The 21,812-nt window shown below is 34.1% G+C and carries 23 protein-coding genes; 13 read left to right on the top strand and 10 right to left on the bottom strand.

The genetic code is table 11. The annotated features are described in order from the left end of the window. Window positions 1–32: 32 nt before the first annotated feature. The gene (locus tag ACLHDF_RS26315) at window positions 33–557 is read right to left on the bottom strand and encodes an LPXTG cell wall anchor domain-containing protein (RefSeq protein ID WP_413921489.1); all 525 of its coding nucleotides are present in this window, start codon (window positions 555–557) and stop codon (window positions 33–35) included. Window positions 558–1,034: 477 nt separating this feature from the next. On the opposite strand from ACLHDF_RS26315, the gene mutT reads away from it, so the two are divergent. From mutT to ACLHDF_RS26295, 4 genes are read left to right on the top strand one after another with little or no spacing between them, the layout of a single operon-like run. Continuing rightward, on the top strand, window positions 1,035–1,421 hold the full coding sequence (gene mutT, locus ACLHDF_RS26310) for an 8-oxo-dGTP diphosphatase MutT (protein WP_413921488.1): 387 nt from the start codon (window positions 1,035–1,037) through the stop codon (window positions 1,419–1,421). Beyond that, the gene (locus ACLHDF_RS26305) at window positions 1,418–1,579 is read left to right on the top strand and encodes a hypothetical protein (protein WP_413921487.1); all 162 of its coding nucleotides are present in this window, start codon (window positions 1,418–1,420) and stop codon (window positions 1,577–1,579) included. Before mutT ends, ACLHDF_RS26305 begins: the two co-directional genes overlap by 4 nt. Before the next feature lie 27 nt (window positions 1,580–1,606). Then, the gene (locus ACLHDF_RS26300; RefSeq protein ID WP_413921486.1) at window positions 1,607–1,906 is read left to right on the top strand and encodes a hypothetical protein; all 300 of its coding nucleotides are present in this window, start codon (window positions 1,607–1,609) and stop codon (window positions 1,904–1,906) included. 14 nt (window positions 1,907–1,920) lie between these two features. Continuing rightward, entirely contained in the window at window positions 1,921–2,241 is a 321-nt protein-coding gene (locus ACLHDF_RS26295; protein ID WP_413921485.1) for an HNH endonuclease, read from the top strand. A 109-nt stretch (window positions 2,242–2,350) separates the two neighbouring features. Here the strand turns inward: ACLHDF_RS26295 and ACLHDF_RS26290 are convergent, their stop codons facing one another. The 3 genes from ACLHDF_RS26290 to ACLHDF_RS26280 all read right to left on the bottom strand — a co-directional run bounded on the left by ACLHDF_RS26290 (window position 2,351) and on the right by ACLHDF_RS26280 (window position 6,036). Continuing rightward, window positions 2,351–3,571 carry an aspartate aminotransferase family protein gene (locus ACLHDF_RS26290; protein ID WP_413921484.1) on the bottom strand — a complete coding sequence of 407 codons (1,221 nt, stop codon included), beginning with the start codon at window positions 3,569–3,571 and terminating at the stop codon, window positions 2,351–2,353. Between the two features lie 96 nt (window positions 3,572–3,667). Next, window positions 3,668–4,582: a D-alanine--D-alanine ligase gene (locus tag ACLHDF_RS26285; RefSeq protein ID WP_413921483.1), complete on the bottom strand. Its 915-nt coding sequence runs from the start codon at window positions 4,580–4,582 to the stop codon at window positions 3,668–3,670. Next, window positions 4,579–6,036 (bottom strand): PLP-dependent aminotransferase family protein, encoded by a 1,458-nt coding sequence (locus ACLHDF_RS26280; protein ID WP_413921482.1) that lies wholly within the window; start codon window positions 6,034–6,036, stop codon window positions 4,579–4,581. Before ACLHDF_RS26280 ends, ACLHDF_RS26285 begins: the two co-directional genes overlap by 4 nt. A gap of 688 nt (window positions 6,037–6,724) precedes the next feature. Between ACLHDF_RS26280 and ACLHDF_RS26275 the strand changes: the two genes are divergently transcribed. From ACLHDF_RS26275 to ACLHDF_RS26265, 3 genes are all read left to right on the top strand, one after another. Further along, window positions 6,725–6,934: an alpha/beta-type small acid-soluble spore protein gene (locus ACLHDF_RS26275; RefSeq protein ID WP_061860438.1), complete on the top strand. Its 210-nt coding sequence runs from the start codon at window positions 6,725–6,727 to the stop codon at window positions 6,932–6,934. Window positions 6,935–7,154: 220 nt separating this feature from the next. Then, entirely contained in the window at window positions 7,155–7,451 is a 297-nt protein-coding gene (locus ACLHDF_RS26270) for a hypothetical protein (protein ID WP_413921481.1), read from the top strand. A gap of 554 nt (window positions 7,452–8,005) precedes the next feature. Further along, window positions 8,006–8,203: an IDEAL domain-containing protein gene (locus tag ACLHDF_RS26265; protein ID WP_413921480.1), complete on the top strand. Its 198-nt coding sequence runs from the start codon at window positions 8,006–8,008 to the stop codon at window positions 8,201–8,203. Between the two features lie 117 nt (window positions 8,204–8,320). Here the strand turns inward: ACLHDF_RS26265 and ACLHDF_RS26260 are convergent, their stop codons facing one another. The 3 genes from ACLHDF_RS26260 to ACLHDF_RS26250 form a co-directional block, all read right to left on the bottom strand. Then, window positions 8,321–8,539, bottom strand: coding sequence for a helix-turn-helix transcriptional regulator (locus ACLHDF_RS26260; RefSeq protein ID WP_413921479.1), 219 nt, complete (start codon window positions 8,537–8,539; stop codon window positions 8,321–8,323). A 191-nt stretch (window positions 8,540–8,730) separates the two neighbouring features. Continuing rightward, a complete protein-coding gene (locus tag ACLHDF_RS26255) occupies window positions 8,731–9,150 on the bottom strand; it encodes a universal stress protein (protein WP_413921478.1) in 420 nt (139 codons plus the stop codon). Between the two features lie 114 nt (window positions 9,151–9,264). Continuing rightward, window positions 9,265–10,455 (bottom strand): MFS transporter, encoded by a 1,191-nt coding sequence (locus tag ACLHDF_RS26250; protein WP_413921477.1) that lies wholly within the window; start codon window positions 10,453–10,455, stop codon window positions 9,265–9,267. 348 nt (window positions 10,456–10,803) lie between these two features. Between ACLHDF_RS26250 and ACLHDF_RS26245 the strand changes: the two genes are divergently transcribed. From ACLHDF_RS26245 to ACLHDF_RS26220, 6 genes are all read left to right on the top strand, one after another. After that, complete coding sequence (locus ACLHDF_RS26245) at window positions 10,804–11,235, top strand: MerR family transcriptional regulator (protein WP_413921476.1); 432 nt, start codon at window positions 10,804–10,806, stop codon at window positions 11,233–11,235. Window positions 11,236–11,560: 325 nt separating this feature from the next. Further along, entirely contained in the window at window positions 11,561–13,063 is a 1,503-nt protein-coding gene (gene zwf / locus ACLHDF_RS26240; protein WP_413921475.1) for a glucose-6-phosphate dehydrogenase, read from the top strand. 37 nt (window positions 13,064–13,100) lie between these two features. After that, entirely contained in the window at window positions 13,101–15,095 is a 1,995-nt protein-coding gene (gene tkt / locus ACLHDF_RS26235) for a transketolase (RefSeq protein WP_413921474.1), read from the top strand. A gap of 139 nt (window positions 15,096–15,234) precedes the next feature. After that, on the top strand, window positions 15,235–16,128 hold the full coding sequence (gene gnd, locus ACLHDF_RS26230) for a phosphogluconate dehydrogenase (NAD(+)-dependent, decarboxylating) (RefSeq protein WP_413921473.1): 894 nt from the start codon (window positions 15,235–15,237) through the stop codon (window positions 16,126–16,128). A 52-nt stretch (window positions 16,129–16,180) separates the two neighbouring features. Beyond that, complete coding sequence (fsa, locus tag ACLHDF_RS26225) at window positions 16,181–16,849, top strand: fructose-6-phosphate aldolase (RefSeq protein WP_413921472.1); 669 nt, start codon at window positions 16,181–16,183, stop codon at window positions 16,847–16,849. A 118-nt stretch (window positions 16,850–16,967) separates the two neighbouring features. Then, window positions 16,968–17,465 (top strand): hypothetical protein, encoded by a 498-nt coding sequence (locus ACLHDF_RS26220; protein WP_413921471.1) that lies wholly within the window; start codon window positions 16,968–16,970, stop codon window positions 17,463–17,465. Between the two features lie 161 nt (window positions 17,466–17,626). On the opposite strand, the gene ACLHDF_RS26215 is transcribed toward ACLHDF_RS26220, so the two are convergent. From ACLHDF_RS26215 to ACLHDF_RS26205, 3 genes are all read right to left on the bottom strand, one after another. Next, window positions 17,627–17,812 (bottom strand): hypothetical protein, encoded by a 186-nt coding sequence (locus ACLHDF_RS26215; protein WP_413921470.1) that lies wholly within the window; start codon window positions 17,810–17,812, stop codon window positions 17,627–17,629. A gap of 540 nt (window positions 17,813–18,352) precedes the next feature. Beyond that, complete coding sequence (locus tag ACLHDF_RS26210; RefSeq protein ID WP_413921469.1) at window positions 18,353–20,968, bottom strand: ABC transporter permease; 2,616 nt, start codon at window positions 20,966–20,968, stop codon at window positions 18,353–18,355. Beyond that, window positions 20,965–21,714, bottom strand: a complete 750-nt coding sequence (locus tag ACLHDF_RS26205; protein ID WP_413921468.1) for an ABC transporter ATP-binding protein — start codon at window positions 21,712–21,714, stop codon at window positions 20,965–20,967. Before ACLHDF_RS26205 ends, ACLHDF_RS26210 begins: the two co-directional genes overlap by 4 nt. Window positions 21,715–21,812 lie beyond the last annotated feature (98 nt).

Raw genomic sequence — 21,812 nt, 5'->3', positions numbered from 1 at the left:
TCCCGCCCCTTTTATTTTATATATCTATTATATTATGCTTTTGAATTCTTGCGACGAGTAAATACTACCACACCAGCCGCCGCAACAGCTAAACCAGCCGCTACACCAAGTGGATTATTACTTGCTGTTTCAGGAAGCTCTTCGCCTTCTTTTTTGTCAGAAGTAGCTTTTTGCTCTGAAGAAGAATTGTCTTCTTTAGTAGCAGTTTCTTCTTTTGCTGGTTGCTCTTCAGTAGCAGTTTCTTCTTTAGTTGTTTCTTCTGAAGTAGCTTCTTCTTTCTTACCAATCCCGTTAATCTTAGAAGTATCATAGTCGGATGGAGCTTCACAAGGAATACCATCATCTACTTTATTACCCCAGCCATCTAATCTCTCAGGATCGTTTGTTGCTGTGTATCCTTTTGAATTCCAGTAGTCTACTACTGCTTGATATGGTTGACCTTTGAAATCAGAACAGTCTTTGTCTAAACCGTTTGATTCTGCTGATGCTGTAGTTGCTATGGTACCAATTCCCCCAAATGTTAACGCTGCCGCCAAAGCAAATGTTACTTTTTTCATTTCTCCTACCCCCAATAATTGTGTGTCAGATTTGCTAACAATTTCATATTAAACTCTTTTTCTGGCAACTTCAACAATAATCTGGGGCATTAGCTATATTTTCCCTTTATTCGTCAATTTCTTCTGTTTTATATGACAATATTATTACTTTTATCCGTTTTATTGAATTAAACTAGTTTTAAATGAGTGCTGTTTTCCCGTTTTTTTCTTCAATTAAACCTCTTAATTTTTTATTTGCAATTTGAATTCTTGCTTCTTTTTTCTAACCGGCTTATACTTGGTTTATTTTCTCGTTAATTCTTTACATATCCATTTGATACACTTCTTTCTGAAAGATTAAAAAGATATCCTTCGTTATGAAACAATAAGATCATTACAAGTAATAGCAATTAATAAAATGTCCCACATTGAGAATGAACACTCTATTCAGGTAAAATAAAGGAAAAACCATACAGAAAATTTAAAGAAGGTGTTCTTATGAAGAAAGTTATGGCTGCAATTATAAAAGAGAAAGATCAAATATTAATCGCTCAAAGGCATTCAAAAGACCCTTTGGCCGGCAAATGGGAATTTCCTGGCGGCAAGTTGGAACCTGGTGAGACACCTGAAGAGTGTCTAGTAAGGGAGATAAGAGAAGAGTTACGAGTAGAAGTAGAAATTGGCTCTTTTTATGACGACAATGTATATGGCTTCAAAGATCAGGCTATTCATCTATTATTCTATTGGGCAGAGATCATGAATGGCGAGATCACGCCAGTTGTCCATGATGATGTAAAATGGATCACTATAAAAGAATTAGCAAGGTTTGATTTTGCTCCTGCTGATATTCCCATAGTAAAAAGACTGAGGGGAGAGAATATATGAGTTTCGAACACGGATTACAACCTTCTGATGTTTTAACAAATCAAGAACTAATGAGCACATTTAAATGTGCAATGGTTGGGGGAATGAGGTATTCACACCGTACAAATGCTTTAGTTCTCAGTTCTGACCATACGAAGTCTTTGTATGATGATCGTTAGATTAGCAATGTGTTTCACTATACAGGGATGGGGCAAGTAGGGCATCAGAGCTTAGATTATAGTCAAAACAAAAAGCTATATCAATCAATTCATACGAATGTAACTGTATATTTATTTGAAGTATTTAAGCAGAATCAATATGTTTTCCAAGGTGAGGTTTACCTGTCAGATGATCCTTATCAGGAGAAACAACTCGACAGAAATAACGAACTCCGACTTGTTTGGGTATTTCCTTTAAGTTTAAAGAATGAACACAATGAGGTATTGATTCCAACAGAATTTTTTAAATCCAGAGAGAAAATTCAGGGGAAAAAGCAAAAAAGCTGACGCAAGAGGAGTTAATGAAAAGAGCATCACGCGCTTCCTATACACCGGGTTCTCGAATGGTTGTTACAAAGGGATATGAAAGAGATGTGTACGTTTCAGAGTATGCTAAGAGAAGAGCAAATGGCGTTTGTCAATTATGTGAAGAACCTGCTCTATTTCATACTAAGAAGGGCGAGCCTTATTTAGAAACCCATCACATTGAATGGTTATCTAAAGGTGGCGAAGATACGACTGAAAACACAGTTGCTTTATGCCCAAACTGTCATCGCAGGATGCATTCTTTAAATGCAAAAAAGGACGTAGAAAAGTTAAAAATAGTGGCATCTAAGAATTAAATACAAAGAGCAAACTCTGATAGCAGTGAGTTTGCTCGTTTCACTCCTTAATACTCTCTTTTACAAATAATTTTACGTTTATACTCCAAATAATCAAAGACCTCACATATCACAATCTGCTTGTCGAGGTTACTGGTTTGGGGATACAGGAAATAAATTGATTAATAAATTCATCGATTTCTGCCTTTGTAATAATATAAGGGGGGAGTAAACGAATAGTGTTTCCGTTTGTAGTGTCCACTAGTATGCCCTTATTCAGTAATTCTAACTGTAGTTTCTCTGCGTTTTTATGAGTGCCATGAATACTGATCCCAAACATCATTCCACAATGACGTACTTCTCCGATAAAAGAAGAGTTCTCCTCCTGGATTTTTTGAAGTTTTTCATTTAAATATAAGGACATTTCAAAAGACTTTTGCATTAAACCCTCATCAATTAATGTGTTTAATACAGTTAATCCTAAAGCCGTACCAATTGGAGAATGTGCGAATGTTGTTCCATGATCACCTGGTGAAAATATATCATAAAGCAGTGAACCTACGATTATTCCTCCTAAGGGTGTACCGCCTCCTGCGCCTTTACCAAATTGAATAATATCAGGTGTAATATCAAAATGTTGATAAGCAAATAATTTTCCAGTTCTCCCTATGCCACTTTGCACCTCGTCAACAATAAATAACATATTATACTGTCTACAAAGCTCTTCGACACCCTTTAAATATTCCTTCGATAAAGGGTATATCCCTCCACTTCCTAATATTGGTTCTAGCATAATAGCAATCGGATTTTCCTTGAGTATGGTTCTTTCTAATTCCTTTAAATTCTCTCTTTCCACTTCATATACAGGAATAGACGTATGAGGAAAGTTCTGATATACGCTTTCCTGTCTTGTAAAATGAAGGGCACCTAATGTACGTCCATGAAAACTTTCTTTGAGTACAATTACTCCATCACGTTTTTGACCTGTTATATACCTGTACTTGTGGATTAGTTTTAAGGTTGTCTCAGTAGCTTCCGCACCAGAATTTGTAAAATAAACTTTCCCATCCTTTAATGAATAATCAACTAATTTTTTTGCATATTCAATAGCAACTGGGTTTAAGAAATGAAATGGAAGATGTAAGCAGTTTTTAACTTGTTCATAGCCCACCTTTACAATATTAGGATGGTTGTAGCCTAATATATTCACTCCTACACCAGAGAATAAATCAAGATATTCCTTCCCATTTACATCATAAAGCTTACAACCTTCTCCTTTTTTTACAGCCACCGGCATTCGCCGATACGTAGACATTAAATATTCTTTATCTAATTGAAACCAATCAGTCACGAAGTATTCCCCCTATATGTAATAACATTGACTTCATATTATTTATCAAAATTTTCTAAATATTGAATGCAATCCAGCACTTCATTTTCTATTCTATTAGAAATCTTCGCTTTTCCTAACCTGTAAAGAGGTTTCAATAATCATATCTAATAGCTTGTTGTAGGGAATTCCCGCAGCATGAGCACTTTTGGGCAGTAAGCTATTTTTCGTCATCCCCGGCAATGTATTCACTTCCATAACATAAGGAACTTCATCTTTTATAATCATATCTACTCTGGCATAAACACTGCATTTTAGCGCTCTATAACAGGCTATTGCAGCTTCAGCGACACGTTCATGAGTCGTAGCCGGAAGTCCTACAACCTCTTCAATTGTAGCGCTATCATCATATTTCGCATGATAATCAAAAAAATCAGCCGTATGTTGAATTGAAATGATCGGTAAAAGCTTTCCGTTCAAAATAGAACATGTAATTTCTTCACCCTTTACATATTTTTCGATTACTACCTCAGAATCCCATTTGAATACATCCTCAAGAGAGGAAAATAAAGAATCCTTATCGTATACAATCTTTACCCCTACACTAGAACCACCTGAATTTGGTTTTACTACTAACGGATACTCCATTTTATCTATTTTATCAAACTGAAGCTCTTCCATTCTTGAAAGATGAATCCAATCAGGTGTTTGAATGCCTTCATAACGAATCATTTTTTTCGACATATTTTTATCCATGCAAATACTGCTTGATAGCATGCCGCTTCCAGTATATAGGACACCTAGGGTTTCTAGGGTACCTTGAATCGTACCGTCTTCCCCGTATTGTCCGTGAAGAGCTAATAAGGCAATATCAAGATCCTTTGCCTTTTCAATAAGTTCTTTTTTGCTATTTAATTTAATAGGCACGACTTTGTACTTACTCTTATCCAAATGTGCAATCATTTCTTCCCCTGTCATAAGAGAAACCTGTTTTTCGGAGGATACTCCTCCCATAATAACGCCTACTTTCATTTTTCCAACTCCCAATTTGTATTTTTCACTGTCTCACCAATTATCCTAATTCCACGTACAATATCTTCTTCTGTTAATCTAGAAAACCCTAATCGAAACGTATTACTTCCTCTTCCATCTATATAAAAAACATCCCCAGGAGAAAAAACAACTCCCTTTTCGTAGCATTTTTTCAAAAGTGGACGCGAATTAATTCCTTTTTCTAATTCTATAAAAAGATGAAGTCCTCCATCCCCAGTCATTCTATTTAATGGAATATACTTATTACAAGCATGACGGGCTAATTCGTATTTTTTCTTATAAACTGACTTGGTCTTTTTTAAGTATTTTTCAAAATAGCCATCATGTAAATATTGAAAAAGTACTGCCTGATCCAGTGTAGATGTGTGAATGGTTCGTGCCCTTTTCATACTTTCCAACCAGTGAATTAATTCCTTATCTGCTAAAATCCAACCAACACGTAATCCTGGAAAAAGAATTTTTGAAAAGCTGCTGATATAGATAACATTGTTTCCAGATCCGGCAAAAGTCAATAAAGGTGCTAAATGGGAACCTGAATAACGTAACTCCTCATTAAAACCATCTTCCACGATAGGAATTTGATATTTTGAAAAGAGTTTTATGATTTCAGTCCTTTTTTCAGAGGAGGTGACAATCCCGGTTGGATTATGATAGGAGGGGATTAGATATGCAAAATCAAAATCCGATTCGGATAAGCTTTTTTCCAATTGATTAATATCGATACCATCATCCTTCATTTCTATACCATGGATATCAAGTCCGTGTAACCGAAAAAGCTTTAATGCAGAATGATGGGTAGGATTTTCACATATAATACGCCCAGATTTTTTAGTTAAAGAAGACAATAAAATATCTAGGCCCTCAGTGAAGCCATTTGTGATAAGAATATCCTTATTAGAAATATCTATCCCTTTCATTTCCATATAGTGAAGAAGGTAATTAATTAGAGGTTTATAACCTTTTGCGTATCCGTAGTTCAAAAGGATATCTCCTTCAATGGACATCCTGTTCAGAAAAGCCCTTTTAAAGTTTTCGACGTCAAAAAGCTTTTCGTCTGGGGCAATGCTATTGAATGAAATCATGCCTTTTTCCCAGCGAACACCGTGCTTCATTAAATCTAATTCATCAGCTAACAAGATACCTTCATTAAGCTTTTCTTTCCAGTTAATCTCGATAGATAGAGTTTTGGATGTATCGACTTTCCCTATAAAATTTCCTTTTCCCTTTATTGCATAGATTAGGCCTTCTTGTTCCAAATCCGCATAGGCAGTGAGAACTGTATTTCTGCTGACGGATAATAATTTACTAAGTTCTCGGGTAGACGGGAGCTTCTGGTGCTCCAGAAGGTGTCCTTTCATAATCATTTTTTTAAAATAATCCTTTAATTGGATATAAAACGGACGATCCTCGGCAAGCTTAAAATCATTAAACACTTCCTTTGCCTCCTTGCTATCATTTTTACATAATTATAACTATCACAAAAGGTCCACTATATATATTTTTTCTTTAACTAGTGGTATGGTTTTGGGTATCATTTATATAACTTTGATGGAGAATGTGATAGGTTTAAACTTACTTCATTTTCTTATTTATTAATAATTAAGTCTCATGAGCTATCGAATTTTATTTTAATGATACATTAGTTGGTGTTGCACAATCTACAAGTGCATCAAAGGAATAGAAGAAGATCGTCACAAAGAAGCTTTTGCTTTAATAGGCAAAGGCTTTAGAAGGATCATTAAAAATTTTTGAAATATAAACACAGGGATTGATTTTATCATGCAAATGATAATTATCCATATGATTCTAACCACCTTAATTATGTCTTTCAACAATTAAATAAAAAGAGAGCCCTCTTATTACCTATTTAATAGTAGTCAAAGTGGTAGCTTATTAAAAAGCAAAAAAGGATGACAAACATGTTTGTCATCCTTTTTTTGTACATGGCAACCGTTTAGTCTTTATCACAAGGAAGTGAAACATCTAATCCCACTTTTTAAAGTGTTATTTGTTTCTAAAAGTTAGTATATCAGTCGTATAAGGAAATATACATCCACTATTTACCATGAATACATCTCTTCTACAATAGGAAACTTAAAAGAAATAAGGAGGTGACACAACATGGCAAACAACAAAAGCAGCAACAACAATGAATTATTAGTACGTGGTGCTGAACAAGCAATCGATCAATTGAAATATGAAATCGCTAGCGAATTTGGTGTAAACCTTGGTGCTGATACAACTTCACGTGCAAACGGATCAGTAGGTGGCGAAATCACAAAGCGTCTTGTACAAATGGCTGAGCAACAACTTGGCGGAGGACGTTTCTAATACAACTTTATAATTGATGGCTGAAGGGAGAATGGATATCCATTCTCCTTTTTTATGAGTAATTTTTTACACCTTGGCAACTCTTACATTAACTTTTGCTTAATTGAAGCCACTCTAAAAGAGTGGCTTTTTTAGAAGGATTTTAGGTTTTTAAATCCAAATAACAGGTTAATATTTACTTATAAAGCAATTGAAGGGTGTAGAAATGGAGGGGAGTAAGTTGCCTAACAAAGAATATCCATACTATTTTATAAAGGTAGGTAAGTTATATTATGTAAATGAATCATGCAGAAACGTAAAAAGGAAAGAAATCTCTAGTTACGAATTTACAAACAATGAATTGGTCGCATTTCCCTTTGACACACAGTCCATTGCAAAACAGACCGCAGATGAATGTGGTGGTTATATTGTAGTTAGAAATGCTACGTTTGATGATTATATTAACCAAGAAGAACGTTGGAGTAAGTATATAGATTATAAAGAGAAACATATATGGAAACTCTATAATGTTAAGTAAATAGTAAAGTACTTTTGCTATAGTAATTTTATATTTATCTATTTTGTAGAAAAATCGCCCATTTGTCGTCAGTTGGAGTAAATAGTAAAATTATAATTTTTATAAGTAAGTTTATTCATTTACTTCTTTATATAAAATAAATTTATCTTATATTTTAAAATAAATTCACCTTATTAAAAACACGTTAATGCTAAATGTTTATAAATCTTATGTTGAAATAAAGGATGATAAAAAAATTTCTTAAAAGGGAAGTAGAACATAGAGTAGTATAGAATATGAAGTGGAAATTATCATTTGTCGTCAATGAGTATAATTAATAAGACCTTGATCTTTAAAAGTTAGTTTTTATCTTTTCTCTTTGAACAATTAGTTATTAATGATGTAGTGATATCTTTTTTTATCTAATTGAAGACATATGAAAAATACCTCAAAGGAAATAGGAGCGTAATTATGCATATTATTCTATATATCACTTCATCTATCAACCTTGCATAAAAAGAGTGCAAATGGGAATACTGTTTGCAAAAGAGAAAAGATAAAGGGTTTGACGTTTTATGGAAAATAATGTTCTTAATGAAATGGATCGAGTCGATCCAAATTTACGTGATGAAATGTTGGCTGAATTGTTTTTGGAACAGATTATGAAGAATTTCAAAAAAAGTAAGATCCTTGAGGAAATTGATCATTCCTTAAAAAAGAAAGATAAAAAAGCTTATTTGCTTTTAACAGAGGAACTTAAATTTTTATCTTGATAAAAATACTGTACAATAGAAGAAACTCGTCAAAAAAAGCCTTTGCCTGTAATGGCAAAGGCTTTTCAATTTAAAAGGATTTTAATAAAAATAAACTTCTTATGCTAAAAGTATAAATTAACTAGTTTTTTCAAAAAAATCAACTACAAAGGTAGATAGTGTTAGATCGTCAAGATTAAAGGCAACTTTAATTTTATTCTCAAGATCCTTTGTTACTCTTCTTTTTCCAACTTCAACTAAAGCAATTAGTGAAAAACTACAATTAACTGCTTTGGCAAAATCACGTTGATTCATGTTGTAACTTTTTCTTATTAGTTTAACGAGATCTTTATCCATCCGTTCTCACTCCACATGTAAATTAGTTGAGTCAACCTTTTCTGATAAAAAGAAACGCCAACAGATGCTAGTTCAGCTTCTTTCTATTAAGAAAAGTTAAACCAATTATTCTATATTTTATTTATTAAAGTACACCCTGCAGAAAATCATTTATGCTCTTATGAAAGACCATTTAGAAACTATATGAAAATTTATTTTACAATGATCACTGGACAGTCAGCAGAATGTGCGACTTTATGGCTTACGCTTCCCAGCAACGCTTCTTTTATCATACCTTTTCCCTTATTCCCTACTATAATTACATCGTAACCTTCTTTCTCTGCATACGATGTAATTATAGTTGAAGGATCTCCATGAAAAGCATGCACGTCATACTCAACGTTTGATTCAGAAAGAAATTGAACGACTGAAGATAAAAGCTGTTGATCTTCGTCATCAATTAATTTATCTAGATCAATATTAAGAACAGGTTCCTGTAGGGGAAGTTCTTGATTAATATGCACGACTGTTATTCGTTCTGATCCCATCGTTTTGGCTAGTCTTGCTCCATGTTTCAGGGCAGAAACAGAGGGCTTTGAACCATCAAATGCTATTAGAATTTTTTTGTACATATAAGTTCTCCTTTCAAGGTGGACTTTTCCCCATAATCGTTAGTAGAAAGAGCATTTATTTTTAGATGTCATTTAAATTTGAAGAGTTATACTCATTGATCCTGTTAAGTTTTCTTAATGGGTGATTTTATCAACGTGCAACAGATGTTTGCGCCCAAATGCAACGACAAGCATAGCTAAAAGAACGAAAATAGCTCCTGTTATAAATGGAACATGTGGAGAATAGGTTTCAGCTAACTTATTAGCTAGCCATGGACCAATTGCTCCTCCAATAAAACGAACAAAACTATATGCAGCAGAAGCTGTTGCTCGTTCCACGGGTGCAACCTCCATAACGGCTGTTGTAATGAGAGTATTAATTGTACCTAAGAAAAGACCAGCAACAATAACTGAAATAATGACGACAGTTGGAGAATCTGTCCAAATTCCCATCGCTAGTAAGGTTAATGCAAATAAAATGAGCATTGTACACATAGATTTAATCGTTCCAAATCTTGCTTGTAGTCTTGGAGCGACAAACACAGAAGTGATAGCTAAACAAAGTCCCCATCCAAGAAAAACATAACCTAATCCATGCTCATCTAAATTCATAACAAATGGAGAATATGCCATTAATGTAAAGAAACCAATGTTATAAAGGAAAGCTGTAAGTCCGAGCCTAAATAAACCAGGAAATTTCAATGCTTTAATAGGATCTAGTACAGAGCTTTTAACCTTTGGTTTGGCTACTTGCGGCATTTTTAGTAGAAGTGCTAAAAATGCTACAATCATCAAGACACTGACGCCATAAAAAGGACCACGCCATGAAATAGAACCTAATTCACCACCAAGTAATGGACCTACTGAAATACCTAATCCAATGGCAGCTTCATATAAAATAATAGCCTTGGCTGTCCCTCCTAGAGATAGGCCAACGATAGCAGATAATGCTGTAGCAATAAATAATGAATTACCAAGCCCCCAACCACCGCGGAAACTCACAATTTGCCATATCCCATTAGACGACCCAGCAAGTGCAGAGAAAACAATCGTGAATAAGATACCCGTTAATAACGTCCATTTAATTCCTATTCGACTAGAAACTACACCTGTTATCAGCATAGCTACACCTGTTATTAAATTATAACTTGAAAATAATAACGAAACCTGGCTAGGAGTAGCATGAAGCTGACTTGCAATGGCTGGTAAAATAGGATCGACAAGACCTAATCCCATGAAGGAAATGATCGTTGCAAAGAATATGACCCAAACGACAAGAGGTTGCTTACTTGACTGACTTTGGGCATTCAGTTTTTCTTCATTCATAACTTAAAAACTCCTTATATAATTTGTTGATTACAAGCTTCTCATCTCTTAAAAGAGCTGTTTAAAAATAAGAATAGAAGGAGAGAAATCTCGGTCATCCTATTTACTTCTTATTTTCATCTAAAACGCTATATATGATTCCATTTATTGTACGAATAAATTATAATCTCATTTAACGTTGACGTCAACGTTAAATTTAGTTGTTTTATACAAACTTTTTTATTGTCTACTATTTTCTTTATAGAACTTATTTTTTAACTTTTAGAGAAAAGTTTGGAAATGCTGTACAATATAAAATAACTTTTTATCTACTAGTGAATTTATAAATTTTTAAAAAGGAGCTTATTTATGAATGAATTAAGAATAGATGATGTGGCCAGAAGAAGTGGATTAACAAAGCGTGCCATTCGCTATTATGAGCAAATTGGGCTTTTACCTTCGCCTACACGTAGCGAGGGTGGGTATAGGCTATATACAGAAAAGGATGTTGAGTTTTTAAAGAAAGTTATAAATGCTAAAGAAGTAATGGGATTTTCACTTCAAGAATTACAGGAATTCCTCAAACTTAGCGAAACATTAGAACTTCAAAGGTTGGATTATAGACAGGTAAAGGGAACAAGTCAACAAAAGAAAAAGCTAGAAAAGGTCCTTCACACTGTAGAGGAGGAGTTAAGATTAATCGAGCAAAAAAAGAACAATATTCTAAAAGTAGAAGCTGATTTACTTTCACTTCGAGATCGTGCTCAAAAAGCAATAATTCGATTTGAACAAGGGGAATAGTGATCTTTGCATAGTCTTGCTAGGAAAGTTCAAGTAGTACCACAATGTGTAAACATTGCTGCATAGTGTGATTTGATGCAGATAATGTAAGAACAGAGATTATCTATTGCTCATACTTTAATATTTGTACACATGTTTGATGAAAAAAAGGGCAAACTTTTCGGGATGAAATGAATTCCTAAAATCAAGGGAACTTTATTCCTCATCTTTTTGGTATGCTGACATAAAAAGGACCAAACGTTAACGTTGACGTAAGCGTAAAAAGGGAGTAAGATTACTCAATGTAAATTCAAATTAATAATTTTGCTAAAAGGAGGTTTGTAAAATGGATTCAATGACTTTTGTCTTATTTGGGGCGACAGGGGATTTGGCTAAAAGAAAAATTTTCCCTGCTCTTTATAATTTATTCTTAGATCAGAAAACCCCTCAAACAATTTCTATTATTGGATCAGGTAGAGAAGAGATTTCTGATGTAGATTTTCAAAACCAGGTGAAACAATCAGTAGAAACCTTTTCCAGACGATTGACAAATGATCATTCTAAAATGGAAGACTTCATAAGTTTTTTCTGCTACAGAGCCTTGGATGCGACAAATGAGGAAGACTATAAAGATTTATTAAATCTTGTTCAACGTCGTGAAGAAGAGCTAAGCATTCCAGAAAATCGGATGTTTTATCTATCAGTGGCACCGGATTTTTTTGATCTCATTGCGTTAAACATCAAAGAAAGTGGACTAGGTTCTACAAAAGGATGGAAGCGTCTCATTATTGAAAAACCGTTTGGGCATGATTTGAAATCTGCGCGAGATTTAAACACAAAATTAAGTCAAGCGTTCAAAGAAGATGAAATTTATCGAATTGATCATTATCTTGGAAAGTCTATGGTACAAAACTTGGAGGCTTTAGAATTTGCGAACCCTATTCTTCAATCATTATGGAATAATCAATATATTTCTAATGTCCAAATTACAGCAAGTGAAACGGTCGGAGTAGAAGAAAGAGCTGGCTATTATGACCAAGCAGGTGCAATTCGAGATATGGTTCAAAATCATATGTTACAACTTTTAATGATGACTGCTATGCACCTTCCAAAAAAAATTAGTTCAGAAGAAATTCGTGATGAAAAGAGAAAAGTGATGGAATCACTTCGTCCGATAAAGAAAGAAGATGTAGGCTTGCAGGTTATTCGAGGTCAATATGATGCAGGGGAAATTCATGGTCAGCCCGTTGTAAAATACATCGATGAACCTAAAATTAATTCTGCTTCTCAAAATGACACGTTTGTAGCTGCGCGCTTATGGATTGATAATTCTTTCTGGGGTGGAGTCCCATTTTACATTCGTACAGGTAAAAGAATGAAAGAGAAGTCAACTCGAATTGTCATTGAATTCAAAGATTCTTTAAAAGAACTTTACAAAAATAAAAATGAGAAAGTTGAACCAAATCTTTTAATTATTGAAATTAATCCAAATGAAAATGTGTCCTTACAGTTGAATAGTAAAAATCCATTGAAGAACGGAAAAATTGAACCGGTTAGAGTGGAGTTTGCGACAGAGCAAAAGGGCGTACCTGAAGCATATGAACGTCTAATCTTTGATGCTTTAACAGGGGATTCAACATTCTTCGCCCATTGGAATGAAGTTGAATTAGCTTGGGAATGGGTACAACCTGTACTAGAGGCTTTTGAAGAAAATCTTTTACCTCTTTATTTGTACCCATCTGGTTCCTATGGTCCAGATGCAGCTAATAGTTTGCTGAAGGAAGATGGGTTTAAATGGTGGCTAGATGAAGAAAATCTGGAGCCTTCAACATTAGTTGTTCCAGTTTAATACAAAATAATAAAATTGCTAGGAGATAACAACATCTATGAATACTAACATTGAAAAACTTGCTATAAATACAATTCGAACTTTGTCTATTGATGCTATTAATGAAGCAAATTCTGGTCATCCAGGTCTTCCTATGGGAGCCGCGCCAATGACGTATGCTTTATGGGCAAATCATTTAACACATAATCCTCAGAATTCAAAATGGTTTAATCGAGATCGTTTCGTTCTTTCTGCTGGCCATGGTTCTAGCTTGTTGTACAGTATGTTGCATTTAAGTGGGTATGACTTGTCTATAGAAGATTTGAAGAGTTTCCGAAAATTAAACAGTAAAACACCAGGTCATCCTGAGTTTGGCCACACCGATGGTGTGGAGGCTACTACAGGTCCTTTAGGTCAAGGGATTGCCAATGCAGTAGGAATGGCCATGGCAGAAGCACATTTAGCTGCAAAATTTAATAAAGAAGAATTTCCTATGATTAATCACTATACGTATGCCCTAGTTGGAGATGGAGATTTAATGGAAGGAATCTCTTACGAGGCGATGTCGATGGCTGGCCATATGAAGCTTGGCAAGCTGATTGTATTATATGATTCAAATGATATTTCTTTGGATGGGGAACTAAACCTTTCTTTTGCTGAAGATATTAAAAAACGAGCTGAATCTGCTCACTGGCAATATTTAAGAGTGGAAGAGGGCAATGATGTAAATGATATCACAAAGGCGATCGAATTAGCAAAGCAAAACACAAATCAGCCAACTCTTATCGAAGTTAGAACGATTATCGGTTTTGGTAGCCCGAAAGTAGCTGGATCAAATAAAGCTCATGGAAATCCCCTTGGAATAGAAGAGGCACAGGCAACTAAGCAAGTGTATGGATGGAATTATGAAGAGGATTTCTTTGTTCCAGAAGAAGTAAAATCTCATTTTGAAGAACTAAAACAAAAAGGGATTGAAAAAGAAAGAGAATGGAAAGAATTGTTTAGCTCTTATAAAGGAGCTCATCCTTCATTGGCAAAAGAGTTAGAAGATGCTATAGAAGGGAAAGTTTTAATAGAAGCAAAAGACATTTTAACATTCGATACAGAAAAAGCTATTTCAACTCGCGTAGCAAGTGGAGAAGCGATTAATCATTTTGTGAAATCAGTTCCTTCTATTTTTGGTGGAAGTGCCGATTTATCTCACTCTACGATGACTGATATAAAAGAAGAAGGAGCTTATTCGGATAAATATTTCGGGAACCGAAATATTTACTTTGGCGTTCGAGAACATGCTATGGGTGCTGCAGGAAATGGGATGGCTCTTCATGGAGGAGTAAAGCCTTTTGTAAGCACATTCTTTGTGTTCAATGATTACCTTCGTCCATCTATCCGTCTGGCAGCTTTACAAAAGTTACCGATTACTTATGTGTTTACCCATGATTCGATTGCAGTTGGGGAAGACGGTCCTACTCATGAACCCGTGGAACATCTGGCAGCTCTTCGTGCTATACCTGGGCTTACGGTCATTCGTCCATCTGACGCAAATGAAACAGCTAGTGCTTGGGCTTATGCGTTACAACAAACTGAAGGTCCAGTTGCCTTAGTTCTTAGCCGCCAGAACTTACCTGTATTTGAGGAGACAAAAGGAAACTTAGATGATCTTTCTAAAGGGGCTTATGTATTAACACAAACAAATGAAAAGCCAGATATAATTTTGATTGCTACAGGTTCTGAAGTCTCTTTAGCCACAAATGTAAAAACTGAACTGGAGAAAGAAAGTGTTTCGGTTCGTGTTGTAGCTATGCCAAGCTGGGAACTTTTCAGTCATCAACCAAAAGATTATCAAGAGCGAATTCTTCCTTCTTCTTTAACAAAGCGTGTGTCATTAGAGATGGGGATTTCTCTCGGATGGGAACGTTATGTAGGACCTGAAGGGAAAATAGTATCGATTGACACATTCGGTGCGTCAGGAACGGGAGCAGAGGTTATGAAATTATTTGGGTTTACGACAGAAAATGTTGTTGAACTTACTAGAAGTGTATTAAACGCTTAAATAAAAGATATGGGGAAGGAGAACAGAAACAACCTCATGTTTCCCTCATTATCATGTAGTTGTAGACGAAAAGAGAAGGATCAGTTTGTAAAAGCCAACTTGTATCTATAAGAAATATTAGCTGTAGGAGGCAATGAATATGAAAGTCGGATTAATTGGTTTAGGAAAAATGGGCGTAAATTTAGGACAGAATCTATTAGATCAATACCAGGAGGTTGTCGCATTCGATGTGAATCCAGATGCTGTTGAAGAAATGAGAAAGTATGGTGCTACAGGCACATCTAGTTTAAAGGAACTTGTTCATTCACTGGAAACACCCAGGGTTCTTTGGATCATGGTTCCCCATACGGTTGTAGATTCAGTTATTGGTGAAGTTACTCCTCTTTTAGGAAAGGGAGATATTGTGATTGAGGCCGGTAACTCTCACTATAAAGAATCCATTCGTCGTTATAACGAATTAAAAGAAAAAGGGATTCACTTTATGGATGTGGGAACTTCAGGTGGAATGGAAGGGGCTCGTCATGGGGCTTGTTATATGATTGGGGGAGACCCTGAAGCATGGGAAATTGTTGAACCTATTTTCCGTGATACTGCTGTAGAAAATGGATACTTCTATGCTGGAAAAGCAGGAAGTGGGCATTTCTTAAAAATGGTTCATAATGGAATTGAATATGGAATGATGGCAGCGATAGGCGAAGGGTTCGAAGTGTTAGAAAAAAGCGAATTTGATTATGACTATGAAAAAGTAGCAAGAGTCTGGAATAATGGATCAGTCGTTCGCTCATGGCTGATGGAATTAATAGAACGTGCTTTCTCTAAAGATGCAAAACTAGACGAGATCAAAGGTATTATGCATTCTTCTGGTGAAGGAAAATGGACAGTTGAAGAAGCGCTGGATCTTCAAACAGCTACACCGGTTATTGCAATGTCTCTGTTAATGCGTTATCGCTCATTAGAAAATGATACATTCACAGGAAAAGTTGTGTCAGCTCTTCGTAATGAATTTGGCGGACATGCTGTAGAAAAAAAATAACTGGGATAATAGTGGATATAGTAAAAAAATAACCTAATGGAGGAATAAAATCATGAAATTCTTTATTGATACTGCAAACCTTGAGGATATTAAGAAAGCATATAAAGTAGGCGTTTTATCTGGTGTGACAACTAATCCATCTTTAGTGGCAAAAGAAGGAGTAAAATTTGAAGACCGCATTGAAGAAATTCTAAAAACAGTACCTGAAGTAGAATCAGTTTCGGCAGAAGTGACTCCAGATGCTGAAACAGCAGAAGAAATGATTGCGCAGGCAGAAGAATTAATTAAAATTAACGGCGGCGACAAAAATATTACTATTAAACTTCCAATGACAATCGCTGGCCTAGAAGCAACACGCTATCTTGCAAAAAAAGGAGTGAAAATAAACGTAACACTTATTTTCACGGTGAACCAGGCACTTTTAGCAGCTCGTGCAGGTGCGACTTATGTATCTCCATTCTTAGGACGTTTAGATGATATTTCAGAAGACGGTGTCCACCTGGTCTCTAAGATTGCAGAACTGTTCCGTGTACAAAACATTGATTCACAAATTATTGCAGCTTCTGTCAGACATCCGGATCATGTGACACGTGTAGCGCTTGCCGGAGCTCATATTGCAACGATTCCGTATGCTGTTATTGAACAACTAGTGAAACATCCTTTAACTGAGCAAGGTATTGAAAAATTTGCAGCTGATTGGAAAAAGGCTGTTAAAAACTAAAATCTTTTAACTGAAAATAAGTAATTAGATGGAAAGGAACGTTAGCTTCTCGGGAAATGCTAACGTTCCTCTATCTTAAATGGATAGTGTTTATTTTAATATGATTAGAGGTTTAAGTATGATGGATTTGTTAAATGCCAAAGGAATTAAGACTACCCATGGTTTGGAACTATATGTAGATTTAATAAAGAACATTAAGATTAAAGAACTTAGTATCCCAACTGTAACTAACCCATTCTATGAGGTTAAGTTTGAAATTGATTATCTTTTATTAGAAGAACATAAATATTATGATCATCAACAAAATTATTTTTGGATAGTTATGAACGAAAACCTCAGTTTAATTACATTAAAGGAACCAGAGATGCAAAGCTTATTTGGCGTTAAAAATGAAGAGGAGCGAGAAGCCACCAAACAGCTTTTAGGTGAGTGGTTAATCAAAACAACTGCTTATAAAAAAGCAATTACGCGATACCTTAATGAATTTGAACAAAATAACACGAGAATAGAAGAAACCCAACGTGCTAAGAAAACTGTACAGTTCCTAAAGAAATTACTGGAACTAAAAACAACAGATATTGAAAAGGCTCTCATAGAAAAGCCAGTTTACTCTTAAGTGAGAACAATATAGATCAATTATCTATAATTACGTACTTAATAAGTGTAATACAAAAGCACTCTTATATCTAATCTAATATTGAATGTATGTGATATACAGAGGTAGTTAACATAATCAAAATTCTAGGAATAAAAAAGAGACCTTGATTTATAAGGTCTCTACAAGTTAGCAAGCTTTTGATCGGCTACAAATTTCATAAGGATGCCTGAACCTAAAACATTTAATAATATGCTGCTACCTAAGATAACACCATATAATAATCCAACTATATGTAATGTTAAAGTTAAAATTAAAAAGATTGTTCCTGTACTTACTAGAAGTAATCCTAAGCTTCGATTATCCATCTATTTCACCACCAATAATAAAAAAAGTAAATATAGTTATATTTTAACATAATACACCTTATTTTACTTTTAAATATTATGTATAAGATATACAAATTAAGTTTACATAATACCTCTTCAAGGAACCAAGCAAAAAATGAACCCATGCAGGATAAGGGTTCGGAGTAGGATGACTTTTATCGGATATGCAGCCTTTTATACATCTTTGACATACCAACGCTTTAGTAGGAGACGAACGAGAAAAAAATGTATAAAAAGCGCATGTTTTATACATATGCAATAGAACAAAAACACTTTACTTTATTATCCAAATTATTTATGATTTACAAATCGATTAGTAAGTTAATTACCACTTACTGAAAAAGCTATCTCATTCCATGAGATAGCTTTTTACTTTCATCTTTTCACAGCATGCTTTCGATGACTTCAAAGGCAATTAGTGAAATCATAAGCCCTAAAATAATAGAAATCATATCAATCCAACATATATTATTGAATTTAATCAGCCACAAACCAGTTAATCATGATTGGTCTGTATTATTAATCAGACAATTCCTTTAAAATGTCTTTCTTTGACAAATAATAAGCTGGAATTAAGGTTGCAATTAAACCCATCATAGGAGTAGTGATCAAACAAATTAATATCATCTTCCAAGGGAGAGTAACACTATTATGATCAAGTGACAACAATAGTTGGTTTAATAATACAGATCCGAAAAGAACTCCTAGGATTCCACCACCTAATGTTACCAGTGCTCCCTCTACTAATGTCAAACGAACTATATTTTTAGTTTTACTTCCTAAAGCACGAATTGTAGCAAACTCTCGTGAGCGTTCTTGAAGACTACTTGCCATACTGTTCATTAGGCCTATCATTGCTAACAAACAAATCAACAACACACATGATAATAAAATAACAACCCTTTGATTAAATTGGTTATATAACGTCTCCAATTCAGTTTGACGGTTGTATAATATAACTTTAGATGAAGGCTGATTTCCGATTAAAGCTTCAACCTTATTTTCTATGTTATTTTTAGATTTTTTATCAAGTATTTTATAATAGACTTCATTTATACTATCTACATTAAAACGTTTTTTTATAAATTCAGGTGAAGTATAGATACCTATATCAGGACCTTCTTGCATAGGGTAATCTTTTATAATGCCAACTACTTTTAGACTAACTACTTGCCCTTTAGATTTTCCATCTTTATATTCAAATGTATCTTCTTTAAAATTTAATTCAGTATCCTGTATAACTTTGATGTAGTCTCCCAATTTATATCCTAACACTTTAGAACCATAATCTGTTATGACTATTCCACCTTGATTCAATTGGTTTACATTTATACTTCCTTTAGTGACTTTTAATGGTAGGCTGTCCTTAATTTTATTAAAGTCTACACCTTGTAAACCTGTCAGGACTTCTGTTCTTTTATTTACATTGTACAACATAAGGTTTGAATTCCTTTTAAGATTAGCTTCATTAAAATTTTGAGTAAATACAGTAATATCTTTATAAACTGGGACTGTTTTTATCCCAGGAATGCTGTCTACTTGCTTATAAAACGTTAACGGTAATCCAAGTTCGTCATACTCTGAATTAGAATCAATTACATGGCTTAGAGGATATTTCGTTTGTATTGATTTCTCCGTTGTATCTCTAACAGTAGTTAAAACATTTATTCCAACAATACTTATAATGACACCTAGCATTATTACACCTGCTATTTGTACGCTTCTTCGTAACTGCCTAATCGTATTACGACTTGCTAATAAACTATATTGTTTTAAAAAAGGTTTGATTATAAAAGATAATATTTTAACAGTACATCTTAACAAGAAAGAAATACCAAAAAATATAGACAAGATTAATATGGCAGCCGAAAGTATATAGATCTTAGGATCATGGATTTTTACATAATTAAAAAAGCTTAGAGCAATAGATAAGAAAACTAAACAAACGCTAATAAAAGGTAAAGCAACCCTTGTTTTACGTTCTGTGCCAATGGATTGTCTATATGCTTGCATAGGAGATAATTTACTGGCTAAAGTTGCAGGGGTTGTACTTGCTACTATTGTTATAAGAATACCCCATAACGTGCTATACATAATGGAAGTCCATTCAATATAAATATGTTGTACTGATATTCCACTCACTTTTGTTATTACACCCTTTAGAATAAAAGAGATTCCTATGCCAAAAATGACACCTAGTATAGCAGATAAAATTGCAATAATTATTGACTCAGAAATCACTAACCATGCTATTTGTATCTTCTTTGCCCCTAATAACCTTAGAGTAGCTAATTCCTTTTTCTTTTCTTGAATCGACATTTGCAACGTGCTAATTAACAAAAGGGCACTTCCAATCAATACAGCTATATTTAACCCTTGAACGACAGGTTTTAGTCCTCCTAATTGCTTGCGCTCTTTATCCATCTTTATTTGTCTATCAATAAAAAATTTAGGATCAATCTCTTTCACTTGATTTATTACTTGTCCTTTCACATGCCAGTCATTTAATTTAATCATTAATGTTGTAACATGATTATCCTGAGAAGTAGCTTTAGATAACCAATCATATTGGAATAAAACAACTGAGTGAAGATATTCACTTTTCTTCATAATTCCTGAGACACGTACGGTTTTCTCTCCATTTGGTGGAAATGGAAAAGTTAATTTAGAACCAATTTTTAAATTCTTTGCTTTAGCCCAGCTATATGGAATAGCCACTTCAGATTTTCCAGGTAGATGACCTGAAGATAGCTTTGTGAGTTCATGCTCTTTTGATAAAGAATCATTTTTTAATCCCACATACATTGGCTGAAGTTCCATTTCTTTTTTATAGGGGTTACCTTTACCGATATATGGATAAAGAAATGGGCTGGTTCGTTGAACATTTTCAAATTTATTGATTTTGTCTACATCACTACTATTTAAAAATAAAGTAGATCTTTGATAACCCACTATTAAGTCATAATTACCGTATTTCTCTTCAACTATGTTCTCATTTGATTTTTCCAGAGTACTCATCAGTATATTAGAAGAAATAAGTAACATGAAGCCAATTGAAATTCCTATAATAGACAATAACGTTCTGCTTTTTCGTGATTTAAGAAAGCTTTTTGCTAAAGAGAAAATTAAACTCATAATGAAATACCTTCCACTCTTTCAGTTATTTTAGTAACTTTTTCTTTAGCAGATAAATTTTTATTCTTTAATAGTAATTCGTCTTGAATTACTCCATCCTGTAAAAAAATCACTCTATGTGCGTATGATGCTACATTCGCATCATGAGTAACCATGACTAAGGAATGATTTAAATTATCACAAAAATGTCTCAATATATTTAAAATTTCTTTTCCTGTTTTAGAGTCTAAACTTCCAGTTGGTTCATCAGCTAATATAATTTTAGGTTCTGTCACTAATGCCCGTGCTATTGCAACACGTTGTTGCTGACCACCAGACAGTTGAGAAGGGTATGAATCTCTTAGTTGACTAATTCCTAAAAGTTTTAAAATTTCTTTTCCTTTTGGTTCTGTTTTTCTTTTTCCTGCAAGATCGATGGGTAAATTAACATTTTCTAAAGCTGTAAGAACAGGTATTAAATTAAAAAATTGAAATATAAACCCTATATTATCCCTTCTTAAAGTTGTTAAAGCAGAATCATTTAAATCGTTAATCTTTTGACCACCCAAAATTACTTCACCTGTAGTGGGCTTTTCTAGACCAGACATCATATTTAACAAAGTAGACTTTCCAGAACCACTAGTCCCCATAATGGCTAGAAATTCGCCTTCTTTTACTGTCACACTTACATCTTTTAATGCGTAAAATTCATTAGAATCTTTACCGTATATTTTAGTAATATCTTCAACACTTAATATAGTTTTCATATTTAATCCTCTCCTTATAGGATTTATTTTAAGAAAAAAATCTAAAAATATTATCCAATAAATATCAAAAAAGTATCAAAATTAACAAAAATAAACAT

Origin of the sequence: Priestia megaterium (genome assembly GCF_046599315.1) — a bacterium.
GTDB lineage: Bacteria > Bacillota > Bacilli > Bacillales > Bacillaceae_H > Priestia > Priestia megaterium_F.
Note: the sequence above shows the minus strand (reverse complement) of the source record. Positions and strands in the feature narration are given on the sequence as shown.